The organism is Aquamicrobium defluvii, from assembly GCF_004363725.1.
Lineage (GTDB): Bacteria > Pseudomonadota > Alphaproteobacteria > Rhizobiales > Rhizobiaceae > Mesorhizobium > Mesorhizobium defluvii.
In genome coordinates this window covers 130,210-142,944 of record NZ_SNZF01000005.1, presented here as the reverse complement: position 1 = coordinate 142,944, position 12,735 = coordinate 130,210, and the positions used below count along the sequence as shown (strand labels likewise).

Below are 12,735 nucleotides of genomic sequence, written 5' to 3'. Positions count from 1 at the left end.
CACATATGTCGCCGAAGAGGAAATGTCGGCCGATCGCGCCGCGCAAGGGTGGCAGGTGCCGCCGCTCGGCGCGGCGCATCTGCGCTTTGCACCCACGTCCGACGCGGTGCGTGAGGTGGTGCGCGAGGCGCCCGAAGACAGCATTCATATCTGCCAGGGCCTTCGTGCCAATGGGCTGGTCGGCGTGGCGCAGCGGACGCTTGCAGAGCGGGGTATCCGGCAATGGGTCATCATGGAGACTGTGGACGATTCCGGCTGGCGCGGCGCGCTCAAGCGTCTGGAATATCGTCGACTTGTCCGGCAATGGGGTCCGCGTATCGAGGGCGTTCTTGCTACGGGCCACGCCACTCCGGGGTGGCTTGCGGCGCGAGGCATGCCCGCCGACAGGGTGTTCCCGTTTGCCTATTTCCTGCCCGACAGTCCGCAGCCCATCGCGCAGAATTTCGAACCTCGGGCACCGTTCCGATTCCTGTTTGTCGGTCGGTTCATCGAACTCAAACGTGTTGACCTACTGATCAACGCGCTCGAAAGGCTAGCGAATGAGCATTTTGAACTGATGTTGGCCGGTTCTGGCCCACTCGAAGCGGCGCTTAGAACTCTGGCCGAAAAGAAACTCCCGGGTCGTGTAGACTGGCTTGGCAGGCGACCCATCGGTGAAATCCCCGCGCTTATGGCCGAGGCGGATTGCCTCGTGCTTCCCAGCCGGAATGACGGCTGGGGCGCGGTGGTATCGGAGGCGCTGATGGCTGGTACACCCGCCATCTGCTCCGATGCCTGCGGGGCGGCTGGTATCGTTCAGGTCAGCGGCGTCGGCGGTGTGTTTCCTGCCGGAAATGTGGAAGCGCTGGTCGCGCTCTTCAGGCAAGTCATAGCCCGGGGCAGGCAAACGCCTGAAGCACGCGCAGTACTTGCGCAATGGGCACGCTGCCTCGGAGCGGATGCGGGGGCGAAATATCTCGGTACGGTGTTTTCGCATGTCGCGGGCGCAGCCACCACGGCCAGACCGGTTGAGCCGTGGGTCTCAAAAGAGATTGGAGCAGCGCCGTTATGAACACAGACGAAAAGGATCGCCCCATCGTCCTCGCCTTCATTCACTATTACCTGCCGGGCTACAAGTCCGGCGGCCCTATCCGTACGATCGCGAATATGGTCGAGGCGCTTGGCGACAGTTTCGATTTCCGCATCGTTACCTCCGATCGCGACGCCACCGACACGGAACCTTATCCCGACGTGACGGATGGTGTCTGGAAGACGGTGGGCAAGGCGCAGGTACTCTATCTCTCTCCGCAGGAGAAAAGCTTGGGCCATATAGCGAGAGTCCTGCGGGACACGCAGCACGACGTGCTATATCTCAACAGCTTCTTCGACCCTGATTTTACGCAGAAACCATTGCTGGCGCGGCGTCTCGGCCTTGCACCGAGGACGCATTGTGTCATTGCTCCGCGTGGCGAGTTTTCGGAAAGTGCACTGAGGCTCAAGCCATTGAAGAAGCGCGCTTACATGCTGGCAGCGCGTGTGATGCAGCTGTATCGCGGTCTCAAATGGCAAGCATCAAGCGAGCATGAGGAAGCGGATATTCGTCGCACTTTGGGTTCGGTTGCGAAGCGTATCAAGATCGCGATCAATCTGCCCGAGACGGTTATCAACGAACCGCCTCTGTTTGTTCCCAGCGAACAGGGAGAACCGCTGCGTATATGCTTCCTGTCACGTATCTCGCCTATGAAGAATCTAGACTTCGCACTAAAGGTGCTGGGGGAGGTGCGAGCGCCTGTCCGGTTCGATATTTACGGACCGGTCAGCGACGAAGGGTATTGGTTGCATTGCAGGAAACTGATGGAAGACCTTCCGGCTAATGTTGAAACGGCCTGGTTCGGCGGAGTAGAACACGAACATGTGACATCGATTCTTGCCGGCTATCATCTGTTTTTCCTTCCCACACAGGGCGAGAATTATGGACATGTCATTCATGAGGCGCTCGCTGCTGGAACACCGGTCTTGATTGCCGACACCACACCATGGCGAAATCTTGCAGATGCTTGTGTTGGATGGGATTTGCCTTTGGGCGATCCTCAGAAATTTGCGGAAAAAATTGAGTATATAGCAAGGATGACTGCTGATGAAGACTCACGGATGAGAGCGTCGTCGGTATCTTTTGCTCGGAAGAGGATCGTAGATGCAGGATCGCTTGAAGCCAATATGGATTTGTTCAGGAAAATTTAATTAAGTATAATTTTTATTTGATTTATATTTTTAGAATTTATATTATGATCTTTGAAAAAATATATGAAAATCTACCAGATGGTTTGCAAAATATTGCATGCAGTATGCAAGGGTGGCGAATCCAGCGCTCAAGATATGCATCTGCTTTCTGGAAGGAATTGGAGCGGGTTGAGGCTCGAGGCGCATGGAGCCACGAGCAGGTATGTGCATTCAGGGATCGGCGGCTGAGAGCATTTGTGAAGCATGCTGCGGAAACAACGCCCTACTACCGTAATCTGTTCAATAAACTCGGTCTTTCGCCTGCTGACATCAAGACGCTTGATGATATGAAGGTGTTGCCGGTGCTTTCTAAAGCGCAGGTTCAGGCCGCTCCAGAGCAGTTTCTTTCGTGTGCAGTACCTAAGCAGAAGCGGATTGTTGCCCATACCAGTGGTAGCACGGGTAGTGGCCTTGTATTTGCAACCACCATCGAGGCACAGTGGGAGCAATGGGCTGTCTGGTGGCGATACTGGCGTTGGCATGGGCTTCAACCTGGTACCTGGTGCGGATATTTCGGAGGACGATCTGTTGTTCCAGTAAGTCGGAAGCAGGCTCCTTTCTGGCGTATCAATTACCCCGGCCGACAAATTCTTTTCAGCGCATATCATACAAGCCCCGGCAATCTTGTACTTTACCTTGAAGAGTTACGCCGGCGTCGGCCACCGTGGTTGCATGGCTATCCATCTCAACTGGCGTTGATAGCGGGACATATTATCGAGTCCGGGTTTGATCTTGGTTATCAACCACACTGGATCACAGTTGGGGCCGAAAATCTTTTGCCGTCACAAGTTCGGGTGATAGCTGCTGCATTCGGTCGAGCGCCAATACAGCACTATGGAATGGCCGAAGCGGTTGCTAATGTATCGCAGCGGAAGACAGGTAATCTTCACGTTGACGAAGATTTCGCTGCTGTTGAGTTTCTTCCGTTGGAGGATGACAAAGCTTATCGTGTTGTTGGAACAAATTTCTCCAATCTGGCTACTCCTTTATTGCGTTATGAAGTTGGAGATCATGCAGAACTTACCCCCAATCCATCAATTTTGATTTGCCCTGGCCGTAAAGTTAATTCTATTGATGGCCGCCAAGAAGACTATGTATTAACTAAAAATGGAACAAAAATTGGAAGATTAGATCATATATTCAAAGATTTTATGAATATTAGAGAGGCGCAAATACGCCAATCACACCTTGGGAGAGTCAATGTATACATTGTAAAAAATGCAACCTATGACCCTTATGATGAATCTGAACTGAGACGTGCATTTGCATCTCGACTTGGAACCGACATGGAGGTGGACATCAACTATGTGGACCGGTTGGAGCGCACACAGAGTGGAAAATTGAGATTTGTTATAAGCGATATCTCATCTGGGAACATCGACCGAGAACGCTCATGAAGCAAATCCTCCAGTCCCTTAAAATCGGGGCCACTGAAGTCGCGGATGTACCTTGCCCGGCGCCTGCGCGCGGGCAGGTGTTGATCCGCACTTCGCGCACGCTGGTCTCCGCCGGAACGGAGCGCATGCTGGTCGATTTCGGCAAGGCCGGGCTGATCGGCAAAGCGCGACAGCAGCCGGACAAGGTACGGCAGGTTCTGGAGAAGATCAGAACCGACGGGCTGGCTCCGACGCTCGAAGCCGTCTTCAACAAGCTCGACCAGCCCTTGCCGCTGGGCTACTGCAATGTCGGGCGCATAATGGAAGCAGGACCGGGCGTTTCGGCCTTCCCGGCCGGGGAGCGCGTCGTTTCCAACGGCAAGCATGCCGAGGCGGTGGCGGTGCCCGTCAACCTGTGCGCCCGCGTTCCCGAGGCGGTTTCGGACGACGAGGCAGCCTTTACCGTGCTCGGAGCCATCGCGCTTCAGGGCATAAGGCTTGTCCAGCCGACGCTGGGGGAAGCGGTCGTGGTCACCGGCCTCGGCCTGATCGGGCTGATGGCCGTACAATTGCTGCGTGCGCATGGCTGCCGGGTGCTCGGGATCGATTTCGACCCGGAAAAGCTGCGTCTGGCCGAAAGCTTCGGCGCGGAAACTGTCGACCTGTCGGCCGGTGCCGACCCGGTCTCTGCCGCACAGAATTTTTCGCGCGGGCGCGGGGTGGATGCAGTGATCATCACCGCCTCCACCAGGAGCAGCGAGCCCGTGCATCAGGCCGCACTCATGTGCCGCAAGCGCGGCCGCATCGTGCTCGTGGGCGTGACCGGTCTGGAATTGTCGCGCGCCGATTTCTATGAGAAGGAACTGACCTTCCAGGTCTCCTGCTCCTACGGTCCGGGCCGTTACGATCCGGATTACGAGGAGAAGGGGCAGGACTATCCCGTGGGCTTCGTGCGCTGGACCGAGCAGCGCAATTTCGAAGCCGTGCTCGACATGATGGCCGATGGCCGTCTCGACGTGACGCCGCTCATTTCGCACCGGTTTCCGCTCGATCGGGCTCCGGCGGCCTATGAGATTGTCACGGGGAGCGAGCCCTCCCTCGGCATCCTCCTCGATTATGGGGTGGCCCAGGAGGCGGACGAGCGGGCTTTCAGGCAACGGACGGTGCGCCTGAGACCAGCACCAGCCGAGAGTTCCGGCAAGGCTGCGGTGGGGTTTGTCGGCTCGGGCAATTACGCCGGGGCGGTGCTCGTCCCGGCGTTCCGGGAGGCTGGGGCGCGTCTGGTGAGCGTTGCGTCCAGTGCCGGTGTCAGCGGCCTGCATGTCGGGCGCAAGTTCGGCTTCGAGAAAACGACGACCGACGTGGCGGAATTGCTCGAAGACGCCACCATCAACGCGGTGGTGATCGCAACCCGGCACGACACCCATGCCGGCCTTGTCTGCCGCGCGCTTCAGGCCGGCAAGCATGTGTTCGTGGAAAAACCGCTGGCGCTGTCACGACAGGAACTCGACGATGTCGAAGCGGCTCGCAATGCTTCCGTCGAAGCCGGCAAGCCTGCAACGGTCATGGTCGGCTTCAACCGGCGGTTCGCGCCCCAGATCCAAAAGATGAAAACCCTGCTGGAAGGAGCTTCCGGGCCGAAAGCGTTCGTGATGACCGTAAACGCCGGAGCGATTCCGGCCGGGCACTGGACGCAGGACAGGCAAACCGGTGGCGGCCGCATCGTCGGGGAAGCCTGCCATTTCATCGACCTGCTGCGGTATCTGGCCGCCGCCCCGGTCGATCGGCACGGCGTGGCGATGATGGCGTCGCCAACCGGCGACACGGCCACGATCACGTTCACATTCGCCGATGGCTCCGTCGGTTCCATCCACTATTTCGCCAACGGCTCGAAAAGTTTCCCCAAAGAGCGGCTGGAGGTGTTTGCCGGCGGCCGGATCCTCCAGCTCGACAATTTCCGGCGCCTGCGCGGGTTCGGTTGGCCAGGCTTCCGCAAGATGAACCTGTGGCGGCAGGACAAGGGCCAGAAAGCCTGCGCGGCGGCCTTCGTGCGAGCCGTTGAACAGGGAGGCGATGCGCCGATCCCATTCGGTGAATTGCTCGAGGTCGGCAGGATCACGATAGAGATCGCGGAGGCAGCGCAGCAGTGAAAAACCAACCTGCCGCCGTTGTCGACATCATCGCCGGCGCGCGTCCCAATTTCATGAAGGTCGCGCCGATCATACATGCGCTGAAGAAGCGCCAGGCAGGGGGAGGCCACCTGCGTCACCGGCTTGTTCATACCGGCCAGCATTATGATGCACGCATGTCGGGCGATTTCTTCACCCAGCTCGGCATTCCGGAACCCGATGTGAATCTGGAAGCCGGATCCGGCACCCAGGCCGAGCAGACGGCCGCGATCATGGTGCGGTACGAGAAGCTGCTGCTGGAGGCGCCCGCCAGCCTTTGCCTGGTCGTCGGCGACGTCACGTCGACCATGGCCTGTGCGATCGCCGCCCAGAAGCTCAAAATTCCGGTGGCCCATGTGGAAGCGGGAATCCGCTCCGGGGACTGGGCCATGCCGGAAGAGATCAATCGCATGGTGACGGATGCGATCACCAACTGGTTTTTCACAACCAGCGAACAGGCGAACGAGAATCTCAGGCGCGCCGGCATAGAAGAGCAACGCATTTTCTTCGTGGGCAACACGATGATCGATACGCTGCTGGCCAATATGGACAGGCTCCGTCCACCGCCGTTCCGCGACGAACTGAACCTGTCGCCGGGCGGCTATTTTGTGGTGACGCTGCATCGGCCCTCGAATGTGGATGCATCCGCTTCCTTCGAGCGCTTGTTGAAGGCGATCGGCAAGGGCGCGCGCGGAATGCCTGTCGTATTCCCCGTGCATCCGCGCACGGCAAAGACGCTCGAAGCCGTGCCCGGCCTGCCGCCCTCGATCCGTTTTGTGGAACCGCAGCCCTATCTGGAATTCAACTGGCTGGTGAAAAACGCGAAAGCCGTAATCACGGACTCTGGCGGCATCACCGAGGAAACGACGGTGATGGGCGTGCCGTGCATGACGTTGCGGGACACGACGGAGCGGCCCGAAACGGTAACGACAGGCACGAACGAGATATTGGGAACGGATCCCGCCGCACTTTCGGAAGCGCTCGAGCGCCTGTTTGCCGGGCGCTGGAAGAAGGGCGGCATACCGGAAAAATGGGATGGCCGCACCGGCGAGCGCATCGTTGCTGCGCTTGAGGGATTGCTGCCAGCGTGAACCCGATGCTGACGCGTATGCGTCTTTATGGGGAAACCCTGCGCCACTTGCGGCCGATCCAGATTTACGGCCGCCTGTGGTTCCGCATGGTTCGTCCCCGGCCTGACCTGCGAGCGCCTCCCTCGCAGCGATTGCAGACGGGACAGTGGGTAATGCCGGCCCGCAGACGGCAAAGCCAGACCGGAGCCGAAGAGTTCCGATTCCTGAACGAGACGCGCTCGCTCCCCCGCCACGGGTGGGACGATCCCGAACTTTCGAAGCTCTGGCGCTACAACCTTCACTATTTCGACGACCTGAATGCCGAGGGTGCACAGGGCAGGGCGCAATGGCATCGGACCCTGATCGGCCGCTGGGTCGAGGAAAATCCACCCGGCAAGGGCAGCGGCTGGGAGCCTTACCCCGTCTCGTTGAGGATCGTGAACTGGGTGAAATGGGCGCTGGCCGGCAGCGAACTGTCTCCGCAGGCACTCCACAGCCTTGCCGTGCAGGCGCGCTGGCTGACGCAGCGGCTGGAATACCATCTCCTTGGCAACCATCTTTTCGCCAACGCCAAGGCTCTGGTGTTCGCGGGTTGCTTCTTCGAAGGCGCGGAAGCCGAGAACTGGCTTTCCATCGGACTTCGGATTTTGCAGCGCGAAGTGCCGGAGCAGATTCTGGCCGATGGTGGCCATTTCGAACTCAGCACCATGTATCACGCGCTGGCGCTTGAGGACATGCTTGACTTGATAAACGTCATGCGTTGCGCAGGATTGCCCGTGCCTGCTCTCTGGGCGGACAGGATTTCACCGATGCGTAACTGGCTCGCCGCCATGTGTCATCCGGACGGAGAAATTTCCTTCTTCAACGACGCCGCAATCGGGATGGCGCCTTCTCCGGCCGAGCTTGAGCACTATGGGGTCCGTCTGGGCTTTCCTCCCCTCGGCGGCATCCGCGATGGATGCACCTTGCTGAAGGACAGCGGCTATATCCGTCTGCAGAACGCGCGCGCAGTGGCGCTGCTGGACGTGGCGCGGGTGGGCCCCGATTACCTGCCCGGCCATGCGCACGCTGACACCCTGTCCTTCGAGCTTTCGGTGGACAGGCGCCGCGTCATCGTCAACTCGGGCACTTCCGTCTACGGCACCGGGCCCGAGCGGCTTCGCCAGCGCGGCACGGCGGCGCACAACACGGTAATGGTGGACGGTCAGGATTCCTCGGAAGTCTGGTCGGGCTTCAGGGTCGCGCGGCGGGCGAGCCCGCACGGGCTGTCTTTAAGGCAGGAAGGCGGCAGGCACATCGTGACATGCGCCCATGACGGCTATGCTCGGCTTTCCGGCAGGCCCCGCCATCGGCGAACCTTGATTCTTGAAGACGACAGCCTTGTCGTCAGCGACACTGTCGATGGCCTTTGCCGTCATGCCGAGGCGCTATTCCATTTTCATCCCGGTTGCACGGCAGCGATTTCCGGGGGCGGCCGGTCCGGTTCTGTTTCGGCAGGCTCAGTGCCTGTTTTGTGCTGGCAGCTTCGCACAGGAACCGCTCGTGTCGAACCGTCCAGCTGGCATCCTGAATTCGGTTCCGGCGAACCGACCCACCGATTGGTCATCGGCCTTGTTGAAGGTCGTAGCGAAATCGCGTTCCGGTGGGCGGCGGCTGACTGAGGCAAACGGCTAACTGTTCACATGCACATTCTTTTCCTGACAGACAACTTCCCGCCGGAAGTGAATGCCCCGGCCAGCCGAACGTTCGAGCACTGCCGGGAATGGGTGGAAGCCGGCCACAAGGTGACGGTCATCACCTGCGCCCCCAATTTTCCCGCCGGAAAACTGTTCGAGGGGTACAAGAACCGGCTTTTTGGGCGGGAAACGATGGCGGGCATCGATGTGGTGCGGGTCTGGAGCTACATCACCGCGAATGAAGGTTTCTTGCGCCGTACCCTCGACTATGTGAGCTTCATGCTCACGGCGACGCCGGCCAGCCTTGCAATCGCCCGGCCGGATATCGTGGTCGCCACATCGCCGCAATTCTTCACGGCCTGCGCGGGCTATGCCGTCAGCCGCCTGCGGCGGGTGCCGTTCATGTTCGAGTTGCGTGACCTGTGGCCCGAATCGATCCGGGCGGTTGGAGCCATGAAGGAGTCGGGCCTCCTGACTGCACTGGAGAAGCTAGAGCTGTTCCTTTACCGGAAGGCTGCGACGATCGTGCCGGTGACGCATTCCTTCAAGGCTAAACTGTGCGAGCGTGGGGTCGATCCGGGCAAGATTCATGTGGTGACCAACGGGGCGGATCTGCAACTGTTCCAGCGCGTATCGAAAGATCGGGAACTTTCCGAATCGCTTGGCATCCAGGGAAAGTTCGTCGCAGGCTATATTGGCACTCATGGCCTTGCCCACGCGCTCGACACCCTGCTCGATGCCGCCGTGCTGCTGCGCGACGAGGGCCGCGACGATATCCATTTGCTGTTTCTGGGGGGCGGGGCAACCAGGGCCGCGCTTGCCGAGCGGGCCGAAATGTTGAAGCTCGACAATGTCACCTTTCTGGATTCGGTGCCGAAAGCGGAGGTGGTGCGCTACTGGTCTCTGCTCGACGCCTCGGTCATTCATCTGCGCAGAACCGACCTCTTCACGACAGTCATTCCCTCGAAGCTCTTCGAAAGCATGGCGATGGGAATTCCCGTCCTTCACGGGGTTCGTGGCGAATCGGCCGACATCGTCGAACGGGAGGAGGCAGGGCTTACGTTCGAACCGGAAAATCCCGCTGAATTGCGTGACAGGCTTGTCCGGATGGCTGAAGACAGGCCCCTCTGCGAACGTCTTGCGCAGAACGGGATGGCAGGAGCCAGAAAGTATGACAGGAAGTATCTGGCCCGAAAAATGCTTCACATTATAGAAGATTGTGCGATGAAAAACTCATCTCGTCATAAAGAGGAAAAGGCACTGTCCGATTCCGATATTCGTCGGAAATAATATCGAGTACGGATTTTCGATGAGTATGAAAAAAACGGTATTTTTGCTTGTTGCCGTGCTCGGCTTTGCGACCCTCATATTGTATATGCTGACCGGGCCTAATCGCACGACGGCGCGTTCGCGCACCGAATCCGCGAGGGAGGCGATTGTGTTCAGCGGCAAGCTGGATATCCGCGCGATGGACGATCTGCGTGTCGGCGGGCGCAAGGTCTTGTTGTGTGGGGTTGCTTTCACCAGGCCGCGTAGTCTTGAGCCGATTGTTCGTGATCAGGCGCGCAGGGCATATCAGGGGCAGCAACTCGACTGCATCCAGGTTGGCGGGGGAACGCCCTGCGACGGCAGGGCATCGCCCGTCTTCGGCGGCACGGTCGTAGCGCAATGCCGGACTGCGCAAGGGGTCGACCTTGCGCATCAACTCAGTAGCGATGGCTATTTGTGCGATCTTCCCGCCCAGTCGGGAAGCATTTACAAAGGCTGTTAGGCGATTGATTTTTTTCTCTTCTAGGTTGCATAAGCTGTCTGGTGATGGTATTCACCAGCCTGCTTTTACTTGAGGCGGGGTTAGAATGCGCATGTCTTCTTGGGGATTGTTTCGATCGGCGGCGGGTGGCGCCGTTCTGACAGCCGCTTTGGCCGCTGCATGTGGTTTCGCGAATGCGCAGCCGGCAGCCGGGAACTCGCAGCAGGCGGCCTCATGTGCCTGTCAGCTTCCTGCCGAGGCATCCGGCGTTGTGGAGAGCGTTTCCGGAAACGTGTTCGTGAGTCAGGCGAACGGCTCAACTCCGGCCCGGCCTTCCATGCGGCTTCGTTCCGGAGATGCTGTCCTGGTTGGTCCGCAGTCGGCCTCGACCGTCGTCTTCGGTGATCGGTGCAAGTTGCATCTGCGCGCGAACACCACTTTCGAAGTGCGTTCGCAGGGTGAGCTTCTGTGCCTTGCCGTCAATGGAAACGGTGCGGAAGCCGGGGCTGTGGCTCAGGCAGGCCGCAGTTTCGTCGGTCCGGCGATCCTTGCCGGTGGTATCGGAGCCGGGGTTATTGCCATCGCAGCGTCCGACAAGGACAAGGCCGTCAGCAAGTAATCCGGTATCTGCCTGGTTCAGCGTCCTCTCTGAGGTGAATCGAAAGTATCTGGAAATTCTTCCGCGCCAATGAGGCTGACAGCTTCATTGGCGTTGTATGGCTTGGGGTGGCTTCAGATCAAACGGGGTTGCTGTAAGGGGGGATCGAATGGCAATTGTGGCCATTGTTGTGCCTCCGCGATGCCGATTTTGCTGTAGATGATCGATCTGCACTCGCACATCTTGTCCGCTCTCGATGACGGCGCAGCCGATGTGGCTGCATCGATCGAGATGGCTCGCATAGCGGTCGGGGACGGCATCACTCACATGGCATGCACGCCGCATGTGGTTCCTGGCAAGTACGAGAACTCGGTCTCCACCATCCTGCCTGCTATGCACACTCTTCAGGCCATGCTGGATGCGCAGTCCATTCCCCTGACGTTATATTGTGGGGCCGATGTTCATGTGGCTCCGGATCTTGTCGAGCGCCTGAGGGACGGCGAGGTGCCAACCCTGAACCGCACGCGCTATTTCCTGCTGGAGCCGCCGCATGAAATCCTGCCGCCGAGGCTGGAGGATTTTGCCAACCGCTTGCTGGAGTCGGGATTCGTTCCCATCATCACGCACCCGGAACGGCTTTTATGGGCGAGCCGGCATTTCGATGTTGTCCAGCGTCTTGCCGATCTTGGTTGCCCGCTCCAGCTCACCGCGGATTCGCTCACCGGCGGTTTCGGAGCCGCAGCCAGGCAGTTGACCGAACGAATCCTGAATGAGGGCAGGGCGAGCTTCTTTGCCAGCGATGCGCACGGCGTTTCGTGGCGCAAGCCTGTCATGTCCGGTGCCCGGGCCATGGTTGCAGAGCGGTTCGGGCAGGAGGTCGCCGACCAGATGTTCCACGATCGGCCTGCCGCTATCCTGGCCGATGCTGAGCCGTCAGCCGTGTTGCCATCATCTCGCCGGACGGCCGGTGCCCCTGCTTCGCCCGGGCTCGCGCGACGCCTTGCCGATCGAATTTTCAGGGCCGATCGAATTTTCAGGAATGGATAGAGCCATGGTCACACCCAGAATCCTGTCCGTGATCATGCTGATGGTGCTTTTCTTCATCGCAGGCTGCACCAGCACCGCCAATACGGGGGCGGCCCCTTCCGATGTGCTTTCGCTGCAATCCGGAGCCGGCGCGGGCGCATCGGATGGAAGCCTGCGGCTGGTCAAAAGTCTGCCTGCACCTGCGGGTACGCGTGACGGAGCCGAGCAGTTGCTGTCAGCGAACGATGTCCTTGAAATCAACGTCTACAATGCCGACTCCCTCAACCGCACGGTGCAGGTCGATTCCTCCGGGCTTATCTCGCTGCCCCTGATCGGGGTCCGGACCGCAGCCGGAAAGTCCGTCCGCCAGCTGGAGCAGGAGCTGGAAAAGGCCTACGGCGCTTCCTATCTGCAATCCCCCGATATCACGGTTTTCCTGAAGGAATCGGCCAGCCAGCGGGTTACCGTCGATGGCGAGGTCGCCAGATCGGGCCTTTATCCCGTCTCGGCCGGCACCACGCTGCTCGATGCGATAGCCCTGGCGGGAGGCTTCCGCGACGTGGCCGATCAGAGCAAGGTCTATATCTTCCGGGATGTGGGCGGCAGCAAGCTCGTCGCGAACTACAATGTCGAGCATATTCGCAGCGGCCGGCTGGCCAATCCGCGCATTTATGGCGGCGACGTGGTCATGGTGTTCACTTCGCAAAGCCGGGTGGCTATCAACAATCTGAAAGAGGCGCTGGGCATCGCAGTCAATGCGAGCCGGCTGGCTGTCATTCCCTGATGCAAGGCTGCAGGGGAACGGCAGAACG

General features: G+C 59.4%; 11 protein-coding genes. All 11 read left to right on the top strand.

Annotated elements, in window-relative coordinates; translation table 11 throughout:
• The first annotated feature begins 22 nt into the window (after positions 1-22).
• The 11 genes from DES43_RS05765 (at position 23) to DES43_RS05715 (ending at position 12,707) form a co-directional block, all read left to right on the top strand.
• On the top strand, positions 23-1,051 hold the full coding sequence (locus DES43_RS05765; protein ID WP_166647710.1) for a glycosyltransferase: 1,029 nt from the start codon (positions 23-25) through the stop codon (positions 1,049-1,051).
• Positions 1,048-2,220 carry a glycosyltransferase family 4 protein gene (locus DES43_RS05760; protein ID WP_133674845.1) on the top strand — a complete coding sequence of 391 codons (1,173 nt, stop codon included), beginning with the start codon at positions 1,048-1,050 and terminating at the stop codon, positions 2,218-2,220. The genes DES43_RS05765 and DES43_RS05760 overlap by 4 nt, the downstream gene beginning before the upstream one ends.
• Positions 2,221-2,264: 44 nt before the next feature.
• On the top strand, positions 2,265-3,656 hold the full coding sequence (locus DES43_RS05755; protein ID WP_133674844.1) for a phenylacetate--CoA ligase family protein: 1,392 nt from the start codon (positions 2,265-2,267) through the stop codon (positions 3,654-3,656).
• 77 nt (positions 3,657-3,733) lie between these two features.
• Positions 3,734-5,785 carry a bi-domain-containing oxidoreductase gene (locus DES43_RS05750; protein WP_245264634.1) on the top strand — a complete coding sequence of 684 codons (2,052 nt, stop codon included), beginning with the start codon at positions 3,734-3,736 and terminating at the stop codon, positions 5,783-5,785.
• Positions 5,782-6,894 carry a non-hydrolyzing UDP-N-acetylglucosamine 2-epimerase gene (gene wecB / locus DES43_RS05745; protein ID WP_035023203.1) on the top strand — a complete coding sequence of 371 codons (1,113 nt, stop codon included), beginning with the start codon at positions 5,782-5,784 and terminating at the stop codon, positions 6,892-6,894. The genes DES43_RS05750 and wecB overlap by 4 nt, the downstream gene beginning before the upstream one ends.
• Positions 6,895-7,046: 152 nt before the next feature.
• Positions 7,047-8,534, top strand: a complete 1,488-nt coding sequence (locus tag DES43_RS05740) for a heparinase II/III family protein (protein WP_198027461.1) — start codon at positions 7,047-7,049, stop codon at positions 8,532-8,534.
• Between the two features lie 21 nt (positions 8,535-8,555).
• Complete coding sequence (locus tag DES43_RS05735; RefSeq protein ID WP_035023197.1) at positions 8,556-9,839, top strand: glycosyltransferase family 4 protein; 1,284 nt, start codon at positions 8,556-8,558, stop codon at positions 9,837-9,839.
• A gap of 19 nt (positions 9,840-9,858) precedes the next feature.
• A complete protein-coding gene (locus DES43_RS05730) occupies positions 9,859-10,320 on the top strand; it encodes a hypothetical protein (protein ID WP_035023194.1) in 462 nt (153 codons plus the stop codon).
• Between the two features lie 277 nt (positions 10,321-10,597).
• Complete coding sequence (locus tag DES43_RS05725; protein WP_133674843.1) at positions 10,598-10,918, top strand: hypothetical protein; 321 nt, start codon at positions 10,598-10,600, stop codon at positions 10,916-10,918.
• A gap of 198 nt (positions 10,919-11,116) precedes the next feature.
• Entirely contained in the window at positions 11,117-11,944 is an 828-nt protein-coding gene (locus DES43_RS05720; RefSeq protein WP_063608033.1) for a tyrosine-protein phosphatase, read from the top strand.
• A gap of 4 nt (positions 11,945-11,948) precedes the next feature.
• A complete protein-coding gene (locus DES43_RS05715) occupies positions 11,949-12,707 on the top strand; it encodes a polysaccharide biosynthesis/export family protein (protein WP_245264631.1) in 759 nt (252 codons plus the stop codon).
• Positions 12,708-12,735: the final 28 nt, after the last annotated feature.

Bases quoted from the DNA above. Each gene is read 5' to 3' on its own strand.
- DES43_RS05765 (WP_166647710.1), top strand. From the start codon at position 23: ATGTCGGCCGATCGCGCCGCGCAAGGGTGGCAGGTGCCGCCGCTCGGC.
- DES43_RS05760 (WP_133674845.1), top strand. From the start codon at position 1,048: ATGAACACAGACGAAAAGGATCGCCCCATCGTCCTCGCCTTCATTCAC.
- DES43_RS05755 (WP_133674844.1), top strand. From the start codon at position 2,265: ATGATCTTTGAAAAAATATATGAAAATCTACCAGATGGTTTGCAAAAT.
- DES43_RS05740 (WP_198027461.1), top strand. From the start codon at position 7,047: ATGCCGGCCCGCAGACGGCAAAGCCAGACCGGAGCCGAAGAGTTCCGA.
- DES43_RS05735 (WP_035023197.1), top strand. From the start codon at position 8,556: ATGCACATTCTTTTCCTGACAGACAACTTCCCGCCGGAAGTGAATGCC.
- DES43_RS05730 (WP_035023194.1), top strand. From the start codon at position 9,859: ATGAGTATGAAAAAAACGGTATTTTTGCTTGTTGCCGTGCTCGGCTTT.
- DES43_RS05720 (WP_063608033.1), top strand. From the start codon at position 11,117: ATGATCGATCTGCACTCGCACATCTTGTCCGCTCTCGATGACGGCGCA.
- DES43_RS05715 (WP_245264631.1), top strand. From the start codon at position 11,949: ATGGTCACACCCAGAATCCTGTCCGTGATCATGCTGATGGTGCTTTTC.